This is a genomic window from Mahella sp. (genome assembly GCF_020054945.1).
Classification (GTDB): domain Bacteria; phylum Bacillota; class Clostridia; order Mahellales; family Mahellaceae; genus Mahella.
The window spans coordinates 1-23,886 of the sequence record NZ_JAIHAU010000024.1; the positions used below are offsets into that span (position 1 = coordinate 1).

Below are 23,886 nucleotides of genomic sequence, written 5' to 3' on the forward strand. Positions count from 1 at the left end.
TGCAACCGCATGGTTAAAAGCCCGATGGGTAAGGGCGGTGCCATGCGGGCGTACTGACTGCCAACATTGGCGAGGAGAGACAATAACAATTGCGTTACCGGCCCCGTAAGGGGCTCCGAAAGGAGAAAAAGAAAAGATGGTATTCGTACTGGACAAACATAAGAAACCACTGATGCCATGCACAGAAAAAAGAGCGCGGCTGCTCCTTACAAGAGGCCGTGCGGTGGTGCATAAGATGCAGCCGTTCACCATACGCCTAAAAGACAGGACAGTAGAAGAAAGCCAGATACAGCCGTTAAGGCTCAAGCTTGACCCGGGCAGCAAAACAACCGGTGTAGCGGTTACTGAAGAAAACGATCCGGACTGCGGCAAAGCAATCTATTTAGCAGAAATACATCACAAACCAGGCATAAAGAAATCGCTAAAACAAAGACAGGCACAGCGCCGGAACAGACGCAGCCGAAAGACGCGATACCGCAAGGCGAGGTATAACAACCGGCATCCAAACAAATGCGCCTGCTGCGGCAACAACGCAAAACACGACAGCCGGTATTGCAGCAAATGCCATCTGCGCCGCGACAACGGGTACAGAGACCGATGGCTGCCGCCATCATTGAACGCCCGCGTGGACCAGACCATGAGCATAATCAACAAACTGCGCAAAAGCATGCCGATAGCTGCCATATCAACAGAACACATCAAATTTGATACGCAGCTTATGCAGAACCCGAACATTGAAGGGGCGGAGTATCAGCATGGCCAACTGGCAGGCTACGAAGCCAAAGAATACCTGTTGGAGAAATGGGGCAGGAAATGCGTATACTGCGGCAAAGAAAACGTACCGTTGGAAGTAGAGCACATAATCCCAAAATCCAGAGGCGGGAGCAACAGGATAACCAACCTGACGCTGGCCTGCCACAAATGCAACCAGAAGAAGGGCGACATGACAGCAGAAGAATTCGGTTTTCCCGAAGTGCAGAAACAAGCCAAACAGCCGCTCAAAGACGCCGCCATGATGAACGCTACGCGCTGGGAGCTATACGACAGGCTGAAAGAAACGGGGTTGCCGGTTGAGTGCGGGAGCGGAGCAAGAACCAAGATGCAGCGTCTAAGACACGGCTTGCCGAAAGAGCATTACTACGATGCCTGCTGCGTGGGTGTCAGCACGCCGCATAACCTCAAAATTAAGGCAGCATATGTGCTGGAATTCCATGCCAAAGGCAGAGGTACAAGGCAAAGGACACTTGCGGACAAAAACGGATTCCCAAGAGGCTATCTATCCAGAGATAAGACATTCTTCGGATTCCAAAACGGCGACTATATCAGAGCCGATGTCCCGAAAGGGAAATACAAAGGCGAATACACAGGATATATAGCCATAAGGAGGACGGGATACTTTGATATACGCAGTGCCGCAGGCAAAAACCTAGCACAAGGCATACCTTATAAGTATTGTCATATTATACAAAGATACGATGGATACAAATACGAGAGGAGGCAAAGGCGCATTTCTCTCCACCCTGCGGAGGATGGAGTCTCCTGCGCCAATTTTTGATGAATATAAATTGGAAAAAAGCATTCTGGCTTATGCTGGATGTTTTATTCATTAATCTGGGCATAATAGCGGCTTTTTGGGCACGATTCGGATGGCTGCAGGTAAGCGACGTGTATATAAACACATATGTGCGCGTGATGCCGGTGTATACCATCATAATGTTGGCTGTATTTTACGTTTTCGGATTGTATGATAGCCTATGGAAATATGCCAGCGTTGACGACATGGTATCCATAACTTTAGCTACGGGATTGGGCACGGCGATAAATATGGCCGGCTTATATCTCATAACGATACGTTTTCCGCGCAGCATTTATCTTTTAAGCTGGCTATTTACACTGTTGATGGTAGGCTCAAGCCGTTTGATATTCAGAGGTGTTGCATTTTACAGGCCCATATTGTCGCGGGAACCCAAACAGCAGAGCAAGGTGCTCATAGTGGGTGCCGGCGAGGCTGGAGCCATGGTTATAAAAGAGCTAAAAAAGCACCGCGAACTGGGAATGGTGCCGGTAGCCATAATAGATGACGACAGTAATAAACAGCATGGCAGGCTGCATGGCGTTCCCGTATTGGGAAGACGCGAGGATATCGCGGAGATAGCAAAAGAGCTTCATATAGATCAGATCATAATAGCCATACCCTCGGCTAGCAGAGATGAACTGAGAGCCATATTGGATGAGTGTAAAAAGACAAGATGCCGTTTAAAAATAATGCCGGGCGTTTATGAGGTTATAAACGGTGATGTTACTATAAACCAGATACGCGATGTGAAGGTGGATGATTTACTGGGCAGAGCGCCTGTCGAGCTTGATGTGCAGTCCATAGCGGGTTATCTTACCGATGCCGTGGTATTGATAACCGGCGGAGGGGGTTCTATAGGCTCGGAGTTATGCCGGCAGATAGCCAGGTTTAATCCGAAGCAGCTGCTGATCTTTGATATATATGAAAATGGGGCTTATGATATTCAGAATGAGCTTAAAATACATTACCCATTGTTGGATTTAAAAGTGTTGATAGGCTCTATAAGGGATAGGGCCAGATTGGATAGCGTATTTGAACAATATAAACCGGATGTGGTATTTCATGCAGCGGCTCATAAGCATGTACCACTTATGGAAGAAAACCCTACAGAAGCTATTAAAAATAATGTGTTCGGCACATTAAATGTAGCTGAAATGGCTGATAAACACGGCGTTAAGCGATTTGTGCTCATATCCACCGATAAAGCCGTAAATCCTACCAACGTCATGGGCGCTACAAAACGCGTGGCTGAAATGCTGATACAGGCTATGGCCAAGCACAGCAATACCATATTTGCTGCGGTGCGGTTCGGGAATGTATTGGGCAGCAACGGCAGCGTGATACCGCTATTTAAAAGACAGATAGCGGAGGGAGGACCTGTTACGGTTACGCATCCCGATATAACGCGCTATTTCATGACCATACCGGAGGCTGCGCAGCTCGTTATACAGGCAGGCGCTATGGCTCGCGGCGGAGAGATATTTGTACTGGATATGGGCCAGCCGGTAAAGATACTGGATTTAGCCCGTGACCTTATAAAGTTATCGGGACTGGAACCCGACAAGGACATAAAAATCGAATTTACCGGATTAAGGCCGGGAGAAAAGCTATATGAAGAACTGCTTATGGCGGAAGAGGGTTTGCAGGCCACGAAGCATAAAAAAATCTATATAGCTCAGCCGGCTGATTATGATATAAGGCTGTTGAAGGAAGAACTGGAAAAACTGAGATTTATATTATTGGGCAATGGTGATGAAATAGTGGATTTTCTCGGCAAACTTGTTCCCACTTACAAAAGAGCGGCTAACAATTAGATAGGTTAAACGGGGGAAGGTTTGGAAACTTGAAAAAGAAGATTATAATATCGACGATAGCTATGGTGATTTTGCTGATAGGGGGCATGGCGGCAGGATTTTATTATGAGATAAAAAACAACCCGCAGAATGTGTTTGAACAGCCGTCTAGTGAGGCATCCGGCATATTAGCGGCCCAAAATGAGCAGAACATCGGTACGGTGCAAATGCCGGCCGGAAAGATCAATATCGCATTGCTTGGATTTGACAAGAACGCCGGGCGTATGGAAGAATACGGCAATTCGTTCCGCACCGATACTATAATGGTATTTGCTATAGATTTCGATGCCAAGAAGATTGATGTGATATCTATTCCCAGAGATAGCTATGTGAAGATAGCGGGCAAAACGTATATGGATAAAATAAACTCGGCCTTTCTGCATGGCGGAGGCTTTGACGGCGACGGGTTCAATACCTCGCTCAATACCATAAGCTCTGTGTTGGGCAATGTGCCTGTAAATTATTATGTCGCTATGGACATGGATGTGGTAGTGTCGTTGGTAGATGCTATAGGAGGGGTCTATTACGACGTAGAAAATGATATCAAGAATAATGATGGACAAGTAATAATAAAAGCAGGATATCAAAGGTTAACCGGAAAGGCTTTCTTATATTATGTGAGAGATCGTCATACTACGCCGGGCGGCGATATAGATCGCGTTAAACGTCAGCAAAAAATATTGATGGCATTGTTCGATCAGATGAAATCGCTCAAACAATTGGCTAACTTACCTGATATATATAACAGCTTTAAGGATAGAATGTATACTAATTTGAACGTTACTCAAGTAGCGGCACTGGCCATGTTTGCATCCGATTTGGATTTAAATAACGTAAATACCTATCTGATGCCGGGCGATTATTTGGAGATGAACGGGATAAGCTATTGGGGCATAGATGAAAATAAAAAAGTAGCCATGTTAAAGCAAATTTTCGGCATAGATGTTGAGCCGAACATGCGCTATGACGTATACGTTATAAAAAGCCAGTACCAAAGTACCGTTAAAGAAAGTAATAATGTGTCCGATGATTCTGACAAGCCGCCAGTTGAGCAGCCGCCTCCGTCTGAAGAGGGACCTGCCGAAGAGCCATCGGAAGAGGGGCCTGCCGAAGAGCCGTCGGATGAGGGGCCTGTTGAGGAGCCGCAGGAGGGGCAGCCTCCGTCGGATGATGGCGCTGTCGAGGAAGAGGAGTCTGTCGAGGAAGAGGAGTCTGTCGAGGAAGAGGAGTCTGCCGAGGAGCAGTCGGATGGGACGCAGCCGTCGGATGAGGGGCAGCCTCCGCCGGATAAGCAGCCGTCGTCGAATGAGGAACCTGTCCAGCCGCCGGCCAAGCAATCACTGCCGGATGATGGCCAAACCCTGTCTAAATCGAATCTTTTCGCAATTGCAAGCACCAATCCCTTGTAGTATAATAGCTGCTGTAATGCTTTACTGCTAATAAGCTTGAGGAGATAAAAATGCCCACAATAAAGGACGTAGCAAGGCTGGCCGGCGTATCGACGGCTACCGTATCGAGGGTGCTTAACGGCGAGAAGGTAAAAGAAGAAAATCGCATGCGGGTGGAAGAAGCCGTCAAACAGCTGAACTATTCGACAAATACGCTGGCACGCGCATTAAAAACAAACAAAACGATGACAGTAGGCGTAATCGTACCCGATCTGTCCAATGTATTTTTTACCACTATAGCCAAGGGTATAGAAAAAGCCCTGCATCCATATGGCTACAGCATTATGGTATGCGACAGCGATGAAAGCGTTGAAGGCGAGAGGGAGAAGATAGCCTTCCTTAAAGATAAGTTTGTAGACGGCATAATCATAATACCGGCAGGGGATCAACAGCCGGGGCTTAAACGCCTTCAAGATGACGGCATCCCGATAGTGTTAGTGGATAGACTTATCGAAGATATACAGGCTGATGCTGTACTGGTCGATAATACAAACGGTGCCTATGATGCTGTTGAACACCTGATAGTGAATGGTCACCGACGCATAGGACTTATAAGTGGTCCAAGGCATATATTTGTCGGCAAGGAACGTTTGATAGGATATGAAAGGGCTTATACCGATTATCAGTTGAGCATCGATCCCGAAATCGTTAAATATGGTGATCTGCATATAGAAAGCGGATATAAATTGATGAATGAATTGCTGGATCTGCCTTCACCACCCACGGCAATATTTGCAGCCAACTACTATATGTCGATAGGAGCAATAATGGCCGCCAACGAACGCCACATAAATATACCGGAAGAGCTCTCGTTTATAGGTTTCGACGATATAGAACTGACAAAAGTCATAAAGCCGCCGCTTACGGTTGTAGTTCAGCCTATGGATAAAATGGGGCAAGCAGCGGCGGAATTAATATATAAAAGAATGACAGGCGATGATAGCGGCCCGTTTCCTGCCATACTGCGCTTGAAAACCCAATTGATAAAAAGGGAATCGGTAAAAAAAGTCAACTACCCCTGCCTATAGAGGCAGAGGCTTGGGACAGCGTGAGGCGGCAGCCTTACGTCCCCAGGCCCGGTTGATTAGCCTTAGCCCGTCGGGACCTTTTGAACGAACGGGCTACGTTATGCCGGAATGGTTTCATTAACCAAATAGGCACTCTGGAGTACTCCACACGCTCCAGACACTGCGGCCGGCGATTAAACATCTCTGATGGGTAGGAGAAGTGTTTCCAGCGACAAACCCGGCATAACATTGGCGAAGTGGACATACCGCCGCAAGGCGGACTTATTTCCGAGAGGAGATCGAAAAAGATGGTATATGTACTTTCCAAAGACGGCACGCCCCTAATGCCGACCGAACGGTACGGCAAGGTTAGGCGCATGCTCAAAGACGGCAGAGCAAAGGTGGTCAAGGCCAAGCCCTTCACCATCCAGCTGACTTACCAAACAACGCACTACACTCAACCCGTAACCCTCGGCGTAGACGCCGGTTACGAAACAGTCGGCATCTCGGCTATAAGCGCTAAAAAAGAGCTGTTCTCCGCCGAGTGCACATTACTTAAAGGACAAGTAGAACGCAACAAAGAACGCGCTATGTACCGCCGGCAAAGGCGCAACCGCCTGCGTTACAGAAAACCCAGGTTCGACAACCGCAAGAAACCTGAAAGCTGGCTGGCCCCGAGCATCCAGCACAAGATGGACAGCCACTTGCGTTTAATCGCCATGGTGAAAAGGCTGCTGCCTATTACTGACACAGTGATTGAAGTAGCTAGCTTCGATATCCAGAAGATCAACAACCCCAACATTAAAGGGAAGGAATATCAGCAAGGCGAACAAAGCGGTTTCTGGAACCTGCGGGAATACATCCTGCACCGGGACAACCATCAATGCCAAAACCCGGACTGCAAAAACAAAGCAAAAGAGCAGGCGCTCCAGGTTCATCATATTGGCTTCTGGAAAGGCGACCGGACAGACCGGCCGGCCAACATGATCACGCTTTGCAGCAAATGTCACCGGTCGGAAAACCACAAGAAGGGCAAGTTCCTCTGGGGCTGGCAGCCAACACTAAAACAATTCAAAGCAGAAACCTTCATGACCATCGTCCGATGGGAACTGGTCGCCGCCTTGGACTGCAAGCATACCTACGGCTACCTGACCAAAACCCGCCGGATGGCATTAAGGCTAGAAAAAAGCCATGCCAACGATGCGTTCTGCATTGCAGGAGGCATTGATCAAACCCGGGCTATCCCATTTCATATCGAGCAGATCCGGCGGAATAACCGTAGTCTGCAGAAGTTTTATGACGCAAAATACATCGACCTGCGCACCGGAGAAAAAACATCCGGCCAGGAACTAAACTGCGGCCGTCGTACACGGAACAAGGAGCACAACCAACCAAACCTGCGAATATACCGGAGTAAGAAGCTCTCCAAAGGAAGGGTAAGCGTCAGAAAGCAGAGGCATATATACCAGCCTGGTGACGCTGTGGTGTACAATGCCAGGAAGTGCACCGTGAAAGGCAGCCAAAACCATGGAGAATATGTGAAGCTGGCCGAAATTCCAACTCCTGTTCGGGCTGATACATTGCAGCTTCTGTACTATGGCAAAGGGTTGCTGGTTGTTTAAAAAGATATCGCCATTCATCTCCCGCCTTGAGAGTCGGGAGTCTTCTGGCGGAATATGATCAACTGATACAGCCAAAAACTATTGGAAAATCAATATGGATAGTGGTATGATATTAAGAGATAAATTTTAAAAATACAAGGGGGATTAGAGCCAGTATGAGCAAAGATAAAAAGGTGGGTATAGGCATAATAGGCGCGGGCAATATAGCACAGAACTGTCACATACCGTCTTACCTGAAGCAGGATGATGTCGAACTGGTGGCGATATGCGATATAAACGAAGCCCGTGCCAAAGATGCTGCGGAGAGATTCGGCTTTAAGTATTATTACGCCGATTTCAATGATATGCTAAAACTGGAAGAAATCGATGCTGTTTCGGTGTGCACATGGAATAACGCTCATGCCGCGGCAGCTATTGCGGCAGCTAATGCCGGCAAAGATATACTATGCGAGAAACCTATGGCTATGAATGTAGAACAGGCTGAGGCGATGATTAAAGCGGCAAGAGAGAACAACGTCATATTTATGATGGGTTTTACCAACCGTTATCGCGCTGATAGCAAACTGCTGAAAGGATACATAGACAATGGCCGATTAGGCGATATCTATTTTGCAAGGGCTGGATGGCTGCGCCGCAGAGGCACGCCGCTTGGTTGGTTTACCGATGTGGAGAAATCCGGCGGCGGACCGCTTATAGATATAGGCGTTCATGTTATAGACCTTACGTGGTATTTTATGGGTAAACCCAGACCGGTTAGCGTGGTCGCCTCTACATATGCCAAGTTCGGTGATTACAAGACTAAGGGGGTAGACCGCTGGGTGGCGCTGGATCATGATAATCCGGTCTATAATACGGAGGATGCGGCGGCCGGCTTTATAAAATTCGATAACGGGGCCAGCCTGTCATTCGAAGTAAGCTGGGCTATAAACGGTAAGGATACCGGCATATATAGTCAGGTATTCGGCACCAAAGCCGGTGCTAACCTGGATCCGTTGACTATATACGGAGAGGAAGACGATTATTTGGTCGATAAATACCCGACATTCGGTAAGGAAAATAGTTTTGATAATGAAATAAGGCATTTCATCGATTGTGTAAAATCGGGAGCGGAGCCGATATCTCCGGCTGAGGACGGCCTGGCTGTGCAAAAAATGTTGAACGGCATTTATGCTTCGGCTCAGGCAGGCAAGGAAATACTTCTGTAAGTTGTTATATAATTATATCTATGAGCCTCCCTTTGCCCAAAAGGGAGGTTTGCCTTTATGGGGGTGAAAATTATGGCATATCAGATAATAGACATAACGCGGCCTATAGCCGAAGGCATGGTAGTATGGCCGGGGGACCCCGACGTAGCCATCGATGAGCTTTCGTCTTTGGCTCGCGGTGACAATAACAACGTATCGGCTATATATATGAGCATGCATACTGGCACTCATGTCGATGCGCCGCTGCACTTTATAGCAGGTGGAAAGGATACCGCCGAAGTGGATTTAAACCGTTTCATGGGGCGGGCCAAGGTTTTTGACATAGGCATGCATAAGGCCATAAACGCCGGTGTATTGGACAGTTTGTGCATAGCCTCAAACGATATAGTCCTTTTTAAAACGATGAATGGCCGACTATGGGATATGCCGGCTTTTGAACCGGATTTTGTGTATTTAGCCGAGGATGCGGCCTGGTGGCTGATACGCAAGGGTGTCAAAGCGGTGGGGATAGATTACCTGTCGGTGGAAGGCTTTCACCACGAAGGGGCGCCGGTGCATCACATATTGCTCAGCCACGAAGTGGGCATAATAGAAGGGCTGGATTTAAGGGCAGTGGAAAGCGGAGTGTATTATTTGATATGTCTTCCGTTGAAAATAGTCAAAGGCAACGGCAGCCCGGTTAGAGCCGTGCTGTTGTGCGATACCGAAGAACAGGAGCGTAATATTTAGTGGCATTGTATGCGATGGCGGATATACATTTGGCGCTGAGCGTCAATAAGCCGATGGATATATTCGGCAAGCAATGGGAAAATTATATGGATCGCATAGCGGATAATTGGATGGCGACTATAACGGATAACGACTGCATTATAATAGCAGGCGATATATCATGGGCTATCCATATAGAAGAGCTGGATAAAGACTTCGAATTTTTAAATCAATTGCCGGGGCAAAAGGTTTTTGTCAAAGGAAATCACGATTATTGGTGGAATTCCATGTCCAAATTGAAGGAATATGTTGAAGCGCATGGATTCCGTAATATGATTTTTTTACACAACAATGCTTATAGGTACAAGGATATTGTCATATGCGGCAGCCGGGGCTGGATGCTGCCCGGGGACCCCGGATTTACCGCGGAGGATGAAAAGGTATATAGGCGCGAGCTCATGCGCCTTCGGCTTTCGCTTGAGCAGGGCGTTAAGCTCAAAGGCGGCGAGATACTGGTAGCCATGCATTATCCGCCGGCCACTATAATAAACCCTCGTTCCGAATTTATGGATATCATGAATGAGTATGGTGTGAGGCGTTGTGTTTATGGACATCTCCACGACTCTGGCAAGCGTATAGCCATAAATGGCCGGCATGAGGGCATAGATATGTATCTTACGGCATCTGAATACCTGCAATTTATACCGTTAAAACTGGAGGATTAAGACATGGAGAGTTATATAACCGATATATCGCTGGCACCTAGCGGCCACGATAAGATTAACTGGGTCAAGATGTATATGCCGCTGTTGCGCGATATAGAGCAAGAATTTATCGATACAAAACCATTCGAAGGCATAAATATAGCGTTGTCCATACACTTGGAGGCAAAAACGGCCTACCTGTGCAAGGTATTGACCGCCGGCGGCGCCAATATGGGCATAAGCGGCAGCAATCCGTTGTCTACGCAGGACGATGTGGCAGCGGCGCTTGCCGATGACGGTTTGTTTGTAGCGGCTCATCACGGTGCAAGCCAGCGGCAGTATATGGAGGATTTAAATCATATACTGGATATAAAACCCGACATAATCATAGATGACGGCGGCGATCTGGTGCATCTGCTGCACTCGGAACGCAGTGGCTTGCAAGACCATGTGATAGGAGGCTGTGAGGAAACCACTACCGGTGTATTGCGCCTTAAAGCAAGAGAAAAAGAGGGTACGTTGGCCTTCCCGATGATAGCGGTAAACAATGCCTATTGCAAATACCTTTTCGATAACAGGTATGGTACAGGGCAGTCGGTATGGGACGGCATAATGCGCACCACCAACCTTATAGTGGCCGGCAAGAACGTGGTAGTGGCCGGTTATGGCTGGTGCGGCAAGGGCGTGGCCAATAAAGCCAAAGGTTTGGGCGCAAATGTAATAGTATGCGAAGTGGATCCTATAAAGGCCATAGAGGCCGTTATGGACGGTTTGCGCGTGATGACGATGGAGGAGGCTGCATCCATAGGCGATATATTTATTACAGTGACCGGATGCAAGGACGTCATACACGGCGAGCACTTCCAACGCATGAAGAACGGCGTGTTGCTGGCCAATGCCGGACATTTCGATGTCGAGATAAATATACCCGATCTCAAAGCAGCGGCGGTGGAGGAGAAAGAGCTCCGGCATAATATAACGGGTTACAGAATGGCTGATGGCCGCTGGATCAATCTTTTGGCGCAGGGCCGTCTGGTCAATCTGGCCTCCGGTGACGGCCATCCGGCCGAGATCATGGACATGAGCTTTGCGCTTCAGGCGCTGTCGGCTAAATATTTGGTGGAGCACAAAGGGCAGATGGATAAACGCGTATACGATGTGCCCGATGAAATAGATCAACTGGTTGCCAAAAAGAAATTGGCGTCGCTGGGTATAACTATAGACAGCCTGAGCAATGAACAACGCGCTTATTTGGAGAGCAGCGAATGAATACCCTTATAAAGAACGTGCTGGCTGTTACCATGGATGAGCGGCATCCTGTGATAAAGGATGCTTTTATAGAGATAAAAGGCGATACGATAGAGCGTATAGGTGAGCCGGATGAGATACCCGGCGATTGTCGGGTTATAGATGGACACGGCCGCATAGCTATGCCGGGGCTGGTCAATTGCCATACCCATGTGGGCATGACGCTGTTTCGCGGCTATGCCGATGACATGCCGCTTATGCGGTGGCTGAACGATAGGATATGGCCGCTCGAGGACAAGCTTACGCCTGAGATGGCGTACCACGCTTCGTTGCTGGGTATACTGGAGATGATAAAGGCCGGGGTCACATCATTCGCCGATATGTACTTCTTTATGGATAAAACAGCTCAGGCGGCGCTAGACAGCGGCGTGCGCGCCGTATTGGCCCGCGGGCTGCAGGATGATGACAAAGGCGATATGCGCCTTGAGGAGAACCGCAGACTTTATATGGATTGGAATGATGCCGGCGATGGCCGCATAAATATAATGGTAGGCCCGCATGCGGTCTATACATGTAATCCTGAATATCTTGAAAAAGCGGCTGACCTTGCTGCCGAACTTCACACCGGGGTGCATATGCACTTATCCGAGACGCAGCAGGAGGTGGACGACTGCATGGCGGCTTACGGCTGCTCGCCCATAGAGCTTGTCCATAGGGCTGGTCTTACGGCGTTTCCTATGATAGCGGCGCATTGCGTTTATCCGGTGGGCGATGATATTGCCTTGTTGAAAGCGAATAATATAAATGTTGCTTATAACCCGGTGAGCAATATGAAACTGGGCAGCGGTTTTTGTCCGGTCGACCGATACATAAATCAGGGAATAAGGGTTGGGCTGGGTACCGACAGCGCCGCCAGCAATAACAACCTTAGCATATTTAAGGAAATGCATGCTGCGGCGCTGATAGATAAGGGCAGGCTGAAAGACCCTGTTGCCATGCCGGCGTGGCGGATTTTAAGGTCAGCTACTGTGGATGGCGCCGCAGCATTGGGCATAGATAAGGCGGGGGTGTTAAAGCCCGGCATGAAGGCCGATATCATCTTGCTTGATGTCGATGGACCGCATGCTCATCCGTTGTATGACCCTGTGTCGCACATAGTATATTCGGCCAAGGATACCGATGTGGATACCGTCATAATAGACGGTCGGGTGATAATGGAACATAAAGAGGTTAAAACCATTGATGAAGAAAGGCTTTATCACGATGTAGAGAGGCTGGTGAGCGATTTTGAATATTGATGAGCTGGTACAATCATATAAAGATGAAATGATAACCTCACTAAGTGAACTTGTGCGCATAAAAAGCGTGTACGATGAGCCAAGACCAGGCAGGCCGTTTGGAGATGGCGCATATGAGGCTCTGCAATACATGTTGAATGCAGGACGGCTTTTGGGCTTTGAAGCCAAAGATGCAGACGGATACGCAGGCCACCTGCAGTATGGTGACGGCGACCGTCCGTTCGGCATACTGGTACATCTGGATGTGGTGCCTGAAGGCGATGGCTGGACTAAGCCGCCATTTGAAGCTACTGTGGAGGATGGCGCTATATATGGCCGGGGCACATCCGACGATAAAGGACCGGCTGTGGCCGCGCTTTTCGCAATGCGCGCCATTAAAGAGGCGGGCATAAAGCTTGCGCGGCCGGTGCGTTTGGTGTTGGGCTGCAATGAGGAAAATGATTGGAAGTGTGTGGAATATTATGCCCGCCATGAACATATGCCTGAAGAAGGCTTTGCTCCCGATGCCATGTATCCTGTGGTAAACCGGGAGAAGGGCCTGCTGTCATTGGCCCTGAGCGCCAGATTTGCCAGTCTGGCATCGGATGAAATAATGTTGGAAAGCATAACCGGCGGAAGCCGGGTCAATATGGTGCCGGGCAGTTGCCGATGCATAATCAAGGCATCGGCTGATAAACAGAGGTTTATAAGCGAGAGCTTGAGCAAATTCCCGTATAAGGATGAGTTTTCCATGTCGTCGGGCGTTGATAGTCAGGGTAGATGCATTATAGAATCCCATGGGAAGATGGCGCACGGCAGTCATCCGGAAGAGGGCAAAAACGCCATAGCCGCCATGTTGTTATTTTTGAAACAAGCGGGCATTGTCAATCCCTTCATCGCTTTCATCGGCGACGCCATAGGGATGGACTATAGCGGGAAAGGCTTGGGCATAAAGATGTCCGATGAATTATCCGGGTCTTTGACTCTGAATCTTGGCCTGATAGACGGTTCGCAAAACAACGGCCGGGCTGATATAGATATACGCTATCCGATAACGGCCAAACTCGCTGATATATTATCAGCCATAAAGGCTAAAGCTGAACCGGCGGGTATAGACGTTAAAATATTAAACCATAGGCAACCCCATTACGTACCCGAAGATTCACCTTTAGTACAAAAGCTGCTCAAGGCCTATAGCGACGTTACGGGACAGAAGGGGTATACACTGTCCATGGGCGGTGCCACGTATGCGCGGGCTATGGCCAAAGGCGTGGCATTCGGCGCGGTGTTTCCGGGCGGCCCGGATATGGCGCATCAGGCCGATGAACATATAATGGTCGATGATCTGGTGAAAAATGCTTTGGTGTATGCGCATGCCATATGTGAAATGTGCGTCGACAAATGACGATATCAGTACATTAGAAGATTACAAAAAAGGCCCGGCTGGGGAGAAATTAGCCGGGCTTAAAGTTTGAAAGGGGTCCTCAATCTCATTGAACAATCAGCGTTATAAGTATTATTGAAAGTACAGTGCCTATCACGCTGAAAAACGCTATTACCTTCTCTTTTTCCTCAGAGGTTAACCTGTACCTATCTATAGGCTCAAACGGCCGTTTTTTATGAAATACTTTGCGCAGTCCGCTCATCAAGCTCATAAATCTTTCTCCAATATTCTTGCTATTTCAACAATATTAGTATACCGCAAACCTCATAAATTAGTAAATAGGTCAAACATACTATTTGATATGATATTATGCGACATTTTGTTACATATATTTTCCTATATCTTTATGTAAATTTCTATGATATAATAAATATATCGGGCATACATATTTACCAGAGGGGGTATGTATGTGAGGTACAAGAGGAATATTTTAGCATCAATCGCAGTTATGTTGTGTGCGATGCTTGTGGTCGCGTTTTGCTTTTTCCCCGGCAAAATTAAAGTGACTTTCTATCCGCTTATTAAGGCGGTGGGCGGCGCGATGGTCTATGATGGGAATGAGGGTTACGGCTCTATAAGCTGTAATGATTTTATAATAGAATATCCGGAAGATAAGCGCGATGTCGCGTATATGGTTTTGGATTCGATGGAAAGCGACAGTCGTCAGGTGTACGATTTTTTCTCGTACCGTCCGGCTAAGCCGGTAGAAATAATAATATACGATAATGCCGATGATATGCGCGATGCGTTGCATATATCCAGAAACCGTACGGTGCAAGGGGCTTATTATATGGGCAAAATAACGATATTATCGCCGTATGCATGGCCTGATGCTCCAAAAACGGATATGGAAGGGTATTTTAGGGCTTCCAGTCCTGTGGTGCATGAGCTTACCCATATGGTTGTGGATGAGATAACGCGCGGCAATGTGCCTGTATGGTTGACCGAGGGTATAGCCACGTATATGGAGTACCGTATAATGGGCTACGATTGGACGGCTGATATAGATGTGGAAGAACCGTACAGCATCGAACAGCTTACAAAAGATTTTGATAAGCTTGATGAGTATCAGGCGTACAGGCAATCATTCCTGATAGTTAAGGATATGGTCGATAGATACGGGGATGAATATATAGTGGATATATTAAATTCTATGGGTTATGGTAAAGAAATAGGTGCAAAATTGTTATATAAATGATATAATTGCACTGGTTATTTATTATGCGATTTCGGGGGTAAACTTTGAGATATGGACAAGTTGCTTATATACGGCGGTAAGCCGTTAAAAGGCGAGGTTTGTGTCGGTGGATGCAAAAATTCAGCGGTGGCTGTAATACCGGCTGCTATTTTGGCTGACAGCCCATCGACGATTGAGAACCTGCCTTATATAGATGATGTATTAGTATTAAAGGATATATTGGCGGCTATGGGAGCGAAAGCCGAGCTTACCGGCAACGGCAGCATGTATATAGATCCGGCGGGCATTAGCACATTCGTTACCCCGATGGAATTGGCTCGCCGTATGCGTGCGTCGTATTATCTGCTAGGCGTTTTGTTGGCTAAATTCGGACGAGCAGAGGTGGCGTTTCCAGGTGGCTGCGATATAGGGGTACGCCCTATAGACCAGCATATAAAGGGATTGGAAGCGCTGGGCGCTAAGATTTCCATAGAGCACGGCTTTATAAAGGCGTATGCGGACGGCCTTAAAGGCGCGGAGATATATCTTGACGTAGTAAGTGTCGGCGCTACCATAAATATAATGCTGGCTGCGTCGATGGCCGATGGCGTGACTGAGATAGTCAATGCGGCTAAGGAGCCTCATGTAGTGGATACGGCTAATTTTTTGAATGCTATGGGAGCGAATATAAAGGGTGCCGGTACCGATGTGGTAAAGATTAAGGGCGTTAAGACGCTTAGAGGCTGTCGTCATAGTATCGTGCCGGACCAAATAGAAGCCGGAACTTTTATGATAGCCGCTGCCGCGACATATGGCGATGTCATTGTAAGGAATGTGATACCGGTCCATTTGGAATCGGTGTCAGCAAAAATGAGCGAGATGGGTATAGAAGTGGCGGCAGGTGATGACTTCGTGCATGTCAAAAGCAACGGCAGGCCGAAGCACACGAGCGTTAAGACGTTACCCTATCCCGGCTTTCCGACCGATCTTCAACAGCCCATGTCAGCGCTGTTATCCGTAGCCGACGGCACAAGCATTATAACGGAAAACATATGGGAGAGCCGCTACAAGCATATAGAGGAGATCAAACGCATGGGCGCTAAGATCAAAATAGAGGACAGAGTGGCTATAATAGACGGCGTTGATAAATTAACAGGCGCTCCTGTTACCGCCACCGATCTCAGAGCCGGCGCGGCTCTGGTCGTTGCGGGGCTTATGGCTGAGGGCGTTACCGAAATAAACAATGCAAAGTATATAGACAGAGGCTATGAAAATATAGATAAAAAATTAATAAGCCTGGGAGCGGACATAAAGCGTATATCTATATGATGATATAGCTGCATGGCTCGTACATAGAACAGCTCATTTATTTACAAATGATGCACCGGGCATCGATTCCAGGTGCATCATGTTTTCTTAAGATCCTATATACACAGGCGAATTGCTGTTATCCATCAATGCGCTTTCAGAGTATACGCTTATATTTTCCAAAGCCTTTCCGGCTCCAAGGACAACGCATGATACCGGATCGGATGCCACATAGACCGGTATGCCCGTTTGCTCCTGTATTAGCTTGTCCATGCCGGTTAGCAAAGCGCCGCCGCCTGTCATTATGATACCCCTTTCGCTTATATCGGCCGACAGCTCGGGCGGTGTCCGTTCGAGCACCGAATGTATGGCCTCTACTATAATATCGGCCGGCTCTTTAAGCGCCTCTACCATTTCATCTGTTGTAACGTTTACCACTTTGGGCAAGCCCGATATAAGGTTGCGGCCGCATATCTCCATCGACTTTTGTTCTTTGGAGGGGTATATGGCGCCCACGGTTATTTTCAGATCTTCGGCTGTTTTTTCGCCAATCAATATATTGTATTTTCGCCTTATGTAACGTATGATAGCATCGTCGAATTTGTCACCGGCCACCTTTATGGAATTACTTACCACTGCCCCGCCGAGCGATATAACCGCTATATCGGTGGTGCCGCCACCCACATCCACCACCATGCTGCCGTTTGGCAACGATATGTCGATGCCTGCTCCTATAGCTGCGGCTATGGGTTCTTCCATAAGATAGGTTTTATTGGCGCCGGCATCATACGAAGCGTCCAACACGGCTTTTTGTTCCACCTGCGTTATGCCGGTGGGTATGCATATTATTATCCGGGGTCTGCTCAACCGTGTGTATTTGGATACCTTGCGTATGAAATATTTTAACATTTTTTGCGTGGTGTCATAGTCCGATATAACGCCTTCTCTCAACGGCCGCGTAGCTACTATGTTGCCGGGTGTACGGCCCAGCATAAGCTTGGCTTCGCTGCCTACGGCCAGCACCTGGTTGTTATTCTTATTTATGGCTACTACTGACGGCTCCTTAAGGACTATGCCTTTACCCTTGACATATACGAGCACCGATGAAGTTCCTAAATCGACGGCCATATCATGAATTCCGAACATGGCTACTCTCCTTCTTTTGTGTATTACCCGATTTCTTTATTACATTATATCATATAATATATCATTTTCTTAAATTATTTTCATATTTTTTTAGCTATGTACTTGAGCTTTGTTGCACGACCTCCGCGTATGTGCCTTTCTGCTTTGTTTTTATCCACGATCTTTTTTACCTGATTGTATAATATGGGGTTTATCTTCGGTAGTCTTTCCGATATATCCTTGTGTACCGTGCTTTTGCTTACCTTAAAGACCTTTGCGGCTTCTCTGACAGTGGCCCTGTATTGTATTATATACTGAGCCGTTGCGACTACCCTTTCTTCGATATACTCCTTCAAAGCTTTTAACCCCCTCTAAGACGAAACCATTATATTCTTTATAATTAATATGCTGTAAAAAGAAAGGATAGAATAAAAATAGAGGAAATACCGAGAGCATTTCCTCTATTGTCCGACCTTAACCATATCGCCCGTAGATAAATTACCATATCTGGTCTTTATGCCGTTGCCATGATCTATTGTTATTACGATGCCGAACTTATCGTCCTTGGTTATGCTTTCCACCTTGCCGGCGGCGGCAGCCTTAACCTCGGTGCCGGTGGCAGCGGCTATATCTATGCCGGCGTGCGTACCCCATTGCTCGAGGGTATTTGAGTACACCAGGTGATCCTTGGCATATTCGACGCTTATCGGACCGGGTACCGGTGCTATCAGCTTTATGCCGGCGGTTGCATTGGATGTTGCAGTAGACGCCGCTTTGGCGGTTTTTACTATGTTTGTTGTTTTAGCCGGTGTTGTCGGCGATTCCTCTTTTGTTTGTTCGGCGGTTTCCTCCTCATCGACATCCTCTACCTTGATCTCGACTTTGGGGTCGTCTACCACCGAATCGGTCGGAGCCGAAGGTTGGGTTTCCGGCGGGGATTCCGCGGGGTCGCTCAACGACAGCTGTTCGGGATTGGGCAAAAAGTTGTTGTCGGACGTTATTATAGCCGTGGCTGCTATAATGGCTATGCAGGCGAATAAAACGATGTAAAAGCCTTGCTTATCCAGAAAACGGACTATTTTATCTTTTGTGAATGTGTTTTTAAACCATGCGCCTATTCGTTTCATTTTATATTCGGATACCTCCTAATATCGTAATATAAAGCTACATTCGCTATATATTCTGCCATTTTATGCAATGTTTATACACGAATATTGTTCGTATAAAGTTTTATGCGTATAATGCCGAATAAAAAATCAAGTGCAGGATTTGGAGGAAAACGATATGCTTCGCGGTCTATATAATGCAACTACCGCTATGCAGGTGGAAACCGTGCGTCTGAATGCCATAGCCAATAATATAGCTAATGCGGAGACGACGGGATATAAAAAGGATAAAATGGTGTCACAAAGCTTCCCTGATGTGCTTGTGGCCAGAATAGAAAATAAAGCCGGTGCCTCGATAAGGCCGTTTGATATCATCGGCTCTATAAATCATGGCGTGCATGTGGATCAGGTCAAGACCGATTGGTTACAAGGGCCTTTGCAGCAGACCGATAATGCCACCGATCTGGCGTTGACGGGAAACGGCTTTTTTGTGCTCAGAGTGGGCGATAACGATTATCGTTACACACGAGACGGCGCCTTTGCGGTAGATAGAGATGGTTATTTAGTAAATCAGAACGGCTACCGGGTGCAAAGATATGATGAACAGGACGACTTTGCCGATATATGGGTAGGCAATGAGCGTTTCAGCGTGGATCCAGCCGGCAATGTATATACCGACCAGCAGCAGTATGCGGGGGCAATAGCCGTAGTGGATTTTACGGACAGAGATGCTGCATTGGAAAAGGCCGGCGACAATCTCTATGTCGTGTATGACCCCGAGGAATATCAGTATCAGTTCGCAGGTGCCGGTATAAAGCAGGGGTATTTGGAAGTGTCCAATGTCGATATAAACAAAGAGATGACCGATATGATGGAGGTATACCGCCATTATGAATCGGCTCAGCGTATTGTGTCCATGCTGGATCAGACGCTGGATAAAACAGTAAACGAGGTGGGAAGGGTATGATACAGGCGTTATGGACGGCAGGGGCCGGCCTTATAAGTCAACAGTATAATGTGGATACTATAGCTAACAATATCGCCAATGTCGATACAACGGCCTTCAAGCGAAATACGGCGCATATCGAGGACATGCCCTATACGTATAAGCTGAATCCGGCCATTCCTCAACCGGCCAATGAAGGCGTGCTGCCGCATGTGGGTACAGGTGCCAGAGTGGTATCTTCGCCCAAATATTTTGCTCAGGGGCCTATGGAGCAGACCGAGCGCAATATGGATCTGGGCATAGACGGCACAGCGTTTTTTGCTGTGACCGACGGTCTGGGGAATGTGTTTTATACGAGGGACGGTAATTTTAAGCTTACAGAGGCTGAAGATGAGTATGGACAGATCCACAGCTATATAACCACAGCGGATGGTCATTGGTTGTTGGATAGGCAAGTTAATCGCATAGAGCTTCCGGCAGGCACGACAGAGGACGATATATCCATAGATCCTTCTGGAGCGGTGGTAGTCGGTGGAGCGCACATAGCCGATATCTCGTTGGTGGAATTTACAAATCCGCAGGCGCTGGAAGCGCGCGGCGATAATCTTTACGCTGTAACGGGTAACGTCGGCCCGAATTATTTGACCAACGGGGATTCAAAGGTAAGACAGGGGTTTCTTGAAGCGTCTAATGTGGATATAGCCGATGAAATGACGCGCATGATACGCGCACAGCGCGCATACCAGCTCAACGCCAGAGTGTTGCAGACAGCGGATGACATGATAGGGTTGGCCAATAGCATAAGGCGCTAGAGCTCGATGCAATCAAAAGGTGCTTTGAGCTCATACAGTGCTTGTATATCCCTTTGATGGCAGGTTAAAAATAAGACCTGCCTTTTTTGCGCCAGTTGGATTATATACTCCAGCGCCCTTTTTAATCTTATATCATCGTATTCGGAGAAGGCGTCGTCTATTATGATGGGCAACGGCTTATTGCCCGATAAAATATCGGCTATGGCCAACCTTACCGCTATGTAGAGCTGATCTATGGTGCCGGCGCTCAACTGTTCCAGCGGCACCAGTTTGTCCGTATCGGGGTCAATTACCTTTATATCCAGATCGGAGGACACCCTTAGCGATGAATAGCGGCCGCCGGTTATATGGCCGGCTAAAGAGGCGGCGGATCGGTCCAGATACGGAGCAAAATCGCGCTGTATATCGGCCGACAGTTCTGTTATAACGTCTATGGCCTTTTGAGCAGCCTGCTTTTTTAATGACATTGCATCGATATCATTCCGGATACTTTGTATATCCTCATCTATGGCCGCCAGGGGTCTTATGCCGGCTAATGAGGCGTCGACGGAGGCCTCCAGTGCCGTTAATTCGACTTCTTTATCGTGTATGGCCTGTTGCATCAGCCGTTCATATTCGGCATCAAGGCGCTCTATATCGTGCGTCAGGTTATCGAGCCGGCGCATCATCGATATAACCTGGGATGTATCGGATGCGCCTATTTTCGCAAGGATTTCACGCTTTTGTCCTTCCAGTGTTTCATAACGGTTCAGCAGCTGTTGACGCTGTTGCTCGACTGCCATGCTGTGCTGATCGAGGGCGCTTTTTAACCGCCGCATTTTGCTGTTGTCGCGTAAAAACAGCCATATTAAGGGTATCACGGCTATTATCAAAGGCGGCAGGGCTATCGAGGCCGCTGATATGGCCGCGGCGAGTATTATATAAAGCGTTCGGCGTTTTTTTATGCTGCGCAGGGCGTTGTCTGAAACTTCTGATTGACTGCGGTCATATTGAGCCAATTCGGTCCTTATGCCCTCCAATTGCCTGTCTAGCGACATCAATCGCTCTAATAGGTCGCCGTCGTTTTGTTTTATATATTCGTTGAGGGCATTCAGTTGGTCGAGTTCATATTCCAGTTTTGTTCTATTGTGCCTATTGGTTAATATGGCGGTATTATCGCTCATCCGACCGTCGCGAATGGCTGCTATTTCTTTTCTCAGGTCATGCGCTTTGGCTATGCTCTGCCGCATATCATCCATACACTTTTGTGCCATGGCTCTTTCGGCCTTGAGCTGCTGCAGCTTTTGCGCGGCTTTGGCCCATGGGCGTGTAGGCGCGTTATCCGACCCGATCCCATCCAATAGGTTATTCAGGGATGATAATGCCTTGTTGACCGACACGTCCTGCTGGCCGGATTGCATCATATTTATCCATGCGTCGGATACCTCTTTGGCCATGGCTTTGGACGAAAAGGCGTTGCGTTGGTCTATGCTTATGGTATTGGCAAAGACTGTGGCATTTAACCCCCAATGACGTATTATCACATCGGGTTCGCGCGTACCGGGGAGTATAGCGCAGATAGCGCCGATATCCTCTCCGGTGGCAGCGTCATATATGTTTACCCTGTCATTGGCAAAGTCCCGTTCTATACGGTAAACCCTGCTGTCGATTTCATATTCTATAGCGCCTGTGTATGAAGCGCCAACCCATGGCCTATAGCGCTGCCTATCATCGGTAAATGAGCGTCTGCGGGCATCGGGCTTTTTAAATCCATACAGCATTCCTTCTATAAAGCTACGTATAGTCGATTTGCCGGCCTCGTTGACACCATATATGACATTAAGGCCGGGTTTTAATTCTATAATATTGTCTTTGAATTTGCCGAAGTTTGAAATGTAGAGCTTTCTTATAATCATAGCGTCAACCTATACTATAAAGTGAAATTTCTCGATGAATCGTCTGCCTTTTATATAACTCCGCCGGGCAAGGCGATAGAGCTTTTGCGTTTGCTTTTTCCACAATAGCTCCTTCTGCAAGTTGTCAGCTATAGAATATAGGTACATATACCGTGACATTATATTGTCCCAATTATATTGTATAGCCGCATCACGAGCGTTTTGAGCCATGATTTGCATTAATTGCTCATCCTTTATCATTGCTTCCGCAGCATCGGCGAAGTCCACGGGGCTCCAATGGTTGCACAGTATGCCTGTAAGACCATTTTGTATGATATCCATGCAACCGCCGCCCTTAGCGCCTATGACAGGCAACCCTGATGCCATGGCCTCGAGCGCCACATTGCCGAAGGTTTCTATATACGACGGGAATATGAATATATCGCTGGAGGCATATGCTGCGGAAAGCTGGGGTGTTGCCATATATCCGGTAAAATACACGTTTTCAGGTGCGTGACGTGCCAGTTTATCCTTCATAGGGCCGTCTCCCACCATTATCAGTTTTATACTTTGCTCATAGCCGCGCGAATTCAATATATCCATTGTATCCATCAATACCGATAGATTTTTATCCTTGGACATCCTACCCACATATAAAAGCGCTATTTTGCCGTCAACCCCCATTTCGCGCCGCCAATTATCATCTCGGTGAACAGAATTGAACTGTTCTATATCAACGCCATTTGGATATACAAGCGCATTATTTATGCCATGTTTATCCAGTTGCGCCTTGGAGGCCGAGGAGGGGCAGCATACCGTTTTGCATCTGCTGTAAAACCATTTTAGATATTGCCAAACCACTGAATCGGCTATGGGTATCTTATAGGATTTTATCTGTTCGGCGTAGTTGGTATTATATGTAGCTACTACCGGTATGGGGTGTTCCGTCGCGTATATAAGACCGCACATGCCCATCGAAAAAGGCGTCATTATGTGTATCACGTCCGGTTTATATATATCCAGTTGCTTTTTTATTGCGGAGTAATTGGGCAAGGCGAAACGCGACTCTGGATAAAACACAAAGCGAAAGCTGGACAGCCTTTGTATATTGCCCTCATCCTCGCAATAGCCCTTGTACTCCGGAGCAAAGACCATATAGTCTATATTATTCTGGTTGAAATAATTTATCATTTGACCTAAAACGGCGCTCACACCGTTTATTTGGGGCAAAAAGCTGTCTGTAAACAGGGCTATTTTCACAAATAAAACACCTCCGCTCTATTTTCGTCCATATTCCTCTGATTCATTACAGTATATAGCATATCATAAAAAGCCCAAAAAATCCAGTTAAGGCAAAATAAATCTTCGGTTTGGAATATGGTCGTGCTCGGTAACTGATTGGTCTCCGGCTCATATGTTTCGGATGCATACTGGAAGTCAGTCGTC

General features: G+C 47.4%; 21 protein-coding genes. 15 read left to right on the top strand and 6 right to left on the bottom strand.

Annotated elements, in window-relative coordinates:
- Positions 1 to 136 precede the first annotated feature (136 nt).
- From iscB (JG770_RS06200) to pepV, 11 genes are all read left to right on the top strand, one after another.
- Positions 137 to 1,555, top strand: a complete 1,419-nt coding sequence (gene iscB / locus JG770_RS06200; protein ID WP_291956592.1) for an RNA-guided endonuclease IscB — start codon at positions 137 to 139, stop codon at positions 1,553 to 1,555.
- Positions 1,555 to 3,390, top strand: coding sequence for a nucleoside-diphosphate sugar epimerase/dehydratase (locus JG770_RS06205; protein ID WP_291956594.1), 1,836 nt, complete (start codon positions 1,555 to 1,557; stop codon positions 3,388 to 3,390). The genes iscB (JG770_RS06200) and JG770_RS06205 overlap by 1 nt, the downstream gene beginning before the upstream one ends.
- A 29-nt stretch (positions 3,391 to 3,419) precedes the next feature.
- Positions 3,420 to 4,838, top strand: a complete 1,419-nt coding sequence (locus tag JG770_RS06210) for an LCP family protein (protein WP_291956597.1) — start codon at positions 3,420 to 3,422, stop codon at positions 4,836 to 4,838.
- A gap of 50 nt (positions 4,839 to 4,888) precedes the next feature.
- Positions 4,889 to 5,905, top strand: a complete 1,017-nt coding sequence (locus tag JG770_RS06215) for a LacI family DNA-binding transcriptional regulator (RefSeq protein ID WP_291956600.1) — start codon at positions 4,889 to 4,891, stop codon at positions 5,903 to 5,905.
- Between the two features lie 287 nt (positions 5,906 to 6,192).
- Entirely contained in the window at positions 6,193 to 7,506 is a 1,314-nt protein-coding gene (gene iscB / locus JG770_RS06220; RefSeq protein ID WP_291956603.1) for an RNA-guided endonuclease IscB, read from the top strand.
- A 155-nt stretch (positions 7,507 to 7,661) separates the two neighbouring features.
- On the top strand, positions 7,662 to 8,711 hold the full coding sequence (locus JG770_RS06225; protein WP_291956606.1) for a Gfo/Idh/MocA family oxidoreductase: 1,050 nt from the start codon (positions 7,662 to 7,664) through the stop codon (positions 8,709 to 8,711).
- A gap of 57 nt (positions 8,712 to 8,768) precedes the next feature.
- Positions 8,769 to 9,440 (top strand): cyclase family protein, encoded by a 672-nt coding sequence (locus tag JG770_RS06230; RefSeq protein ID WP_291956609.1) that lies wholly within the window; start codon positions 8,769 to 8,771, stop codon positions 9,438 to 9,440.
- Positions 9,440 to 10,144 carry a metallophosphoesterase gene (locus JG770_RS06235; RefSeq protein ID WP_291956611.1) on the top strand — a complete coding sequence of 235 codons (705 nt, stop codon included), beginning with the start codon at positions 9,440 to 9,442 and terminating at the stop codon, positions 10,142 to 10,144. The genes JG770_RS06230 and JG770_RS06235 overlap by 1 nt, the downstream gene beginning before the upstream one ends.
- A 3-nt stretch (positions 10,145 to 10,147) precedes the next feature.
- Positions 10,148 to 11,392: an adenosylhomocysteinase gene (locus JG770_RS06240; protein ID WP_291956613.1), complete on the top strand. Its 1,245-nt coding sequence runs from the start codon at positions 10,148 to 10,150 to the stop codon at positions 11,390 to 11,392.
- The gene (locus JG770_RS06245) at positions 11,389 to 12,669 is read left to right on the top strand and encodes an amidohydrolase (RefSeq protein WP_291956614.1); all 1,281 of its coding nucleotides are present in this window, start codon (positions 11,389 to 11,391) and stop codon (positions 12,667 to 12,669) included. The genes JG770_RS06240 and JG770_RS06245 overlap by 4 nt, the downstream gene beginning before the upstream one ends.
- The gene (gene pepV, locus JG770_RS06250; RefSeq protein ID WP_291956616.1) at positions 12,659 to 14,053 is read left to right on the top strand and encodes a dipeptidase PepV; all 1,395 of its coding nucleotides are present in this window, start codon (positions 12,659 to 12,661) and stop codon (positions 14,051 to 14,053) included. Before JG770_RS06245 ends, pepV begins: the two co-directional genes overlap by 11 nt.
- A gap of 85 nt (positions 14,054 to 14,138) precedes the next feature.
- On the opposite strand, the gene JG770_RS06255 is transcribed toward pepV, so the two are convergent.
- Positions 14,139 to 14,303, bottom strand: coding sequence for a hypothetical protein (locus JG770_RS06255; protein WP_291956621.1), 165 nt, complete (start codon positions 14,301 to 14,303; stop codon positions 14,139 to 14,141).
- Between the two features lie 198 nt (positions 14,304 to 14,501).
- Between JG770_RS06255 and JG770_RS06260 the strand changes: the two genes are divergently transcribed.
- Together JG770_RS06260 and JG770_RS06265 are read left to right on the top strand one after the other, a co-directional pair.
- Positions 14,502 to 15,290 carry a peptidase MA family metallohydrolase gene (locus tag JG770_RS06260; protein WP_291956623.1) on the top strand — a complete coding sequence of 263 codons (789 nt, stop codon included), beginning with the start codon at positions 14,502 to 14,504 and terminating at the stop codon, positions 15,288 to 15,290.
- A gap of 51 nt (positions 15,291 to 15,341) precedes the next feature.
- Positions 15,342 to 16,598, top strand: coding sequence for a UDP-N-acetylglucosamine 1-carboxyvinyltransferase (locus JG770_RS06265; RefSeq protein WP_291956625.1), 1,257 nt, complete (start codon positions 15,342 to 15,344; stop codon positions 16,596 to 16,598).
- 87 nt (positions 16,599 to 16,685) lie between these two features.
- Here the strand turns inward: JG770_RS06265 and mreB are convergent, their stop codons facing one another.
- From mreB to JG770_RS06280, 3 genes are all read right to left on the bottom strand, one after another.
- Positions 16,686 to 17,723 carry a rod shape-determining protein MreB gene (gene mreB, locus JG770_RS06270; RefSeq protein WP_291956626.1) on the bottom strand — a complete coding sequence of 346 codons (1,038 nt, stop codon included), beginning with the start codon at positions 17,721 to 17,723 and terminating at the stop codon, positions 16,686 to 16,688.
- Between the two features lie 80 nt (positions 17,724 to 17,803).
- Positions 17,804 to 18,058: a sporulation transcriptional regulator SpoIIID gene (gene spoIIID / locus JG770_RS06275; protein ID WP_291956628.1), complete on the bottom strand. Its 255-nt coding sequence runs from the start codon at positions 18,056 to 18,058 to the stop codon at positions 17,804 to 17,806.
- Between the two features lie 105 nt (positions 18,059 to 18,163).
- A complete protein-coding gene (locus JG770_RS06280; protein ID WP_291956630.1) occupies positions 18,164 to 18,829 on the bottom strand; it encodes a M23 family metallopeptidase in 666 nt (221 codons plus the stop codon).
- 157 nt (positions 18,830 to 18,986) lie between these two features.
- Here JG770_RS06280 and JG770_RS06285 point away from each other — a divergent pair, with 157 nt between their 5' ends.
- Both JG770_RS06285 and JG770_RS06290 read left to right on the top strand, forming a co-directional pair.
- Complete coding sequence (locus JG770_RS06285) at positions 18,987 to 19,775, top strand: flagellar hook-basal body complex protein (protein WP_291956632.1); 789 nt, start codon at positions 18,987 to 18,989, stop codon at positions 19,773 to 19,775.
- On the top strand, positions 19,772 to 20,566 hold the full coding sequence (locus tag JG770_RS06290; protein ID WP_291956634.1) for a flagellar hook-basal body protein: 795 nt from the start codon (positions 19,772 to 19,774) through the stop codon (positions 20,564 to 20,566). The genes JG770_RS06285 and JG770_RS06290 overlap by 4 nt, the downstream gene beginning before the upstream one ends.
- Here the strand turns inward: JG770_RS06290 and JG770_RS06295 are convergent.
- A complete protein-coding gene (locus JG770_RS06295; protein WP_291956636.1) occupies positions 20,563 to 22,461 on the bottom strand; it encodes an AAA family ATPase in 1,899 nt (632 codons plus the stop codon). The two genes, JG770_RS06290 and JG770_RS06295, sit on opposite strands and share 4 nt — an antisense overlap.
- A gap of 9 nt (positions 22,462 to 22,470) precedes the next feature.
- Positions 22,471 to 23,700, bottom strand: a complete 1,230-nt coding sequence (locus JG770_RS06300) for a glycosyltransferase family 1 protein (RefSeq protein WP_291956638.1) — start codon at positions 23,698 to 23,700, stop codon at positions 22,471 to 22,473.
- Between the last annotated feature and the right edge of the window lie 186 nt (positions 23,701 to 23,886).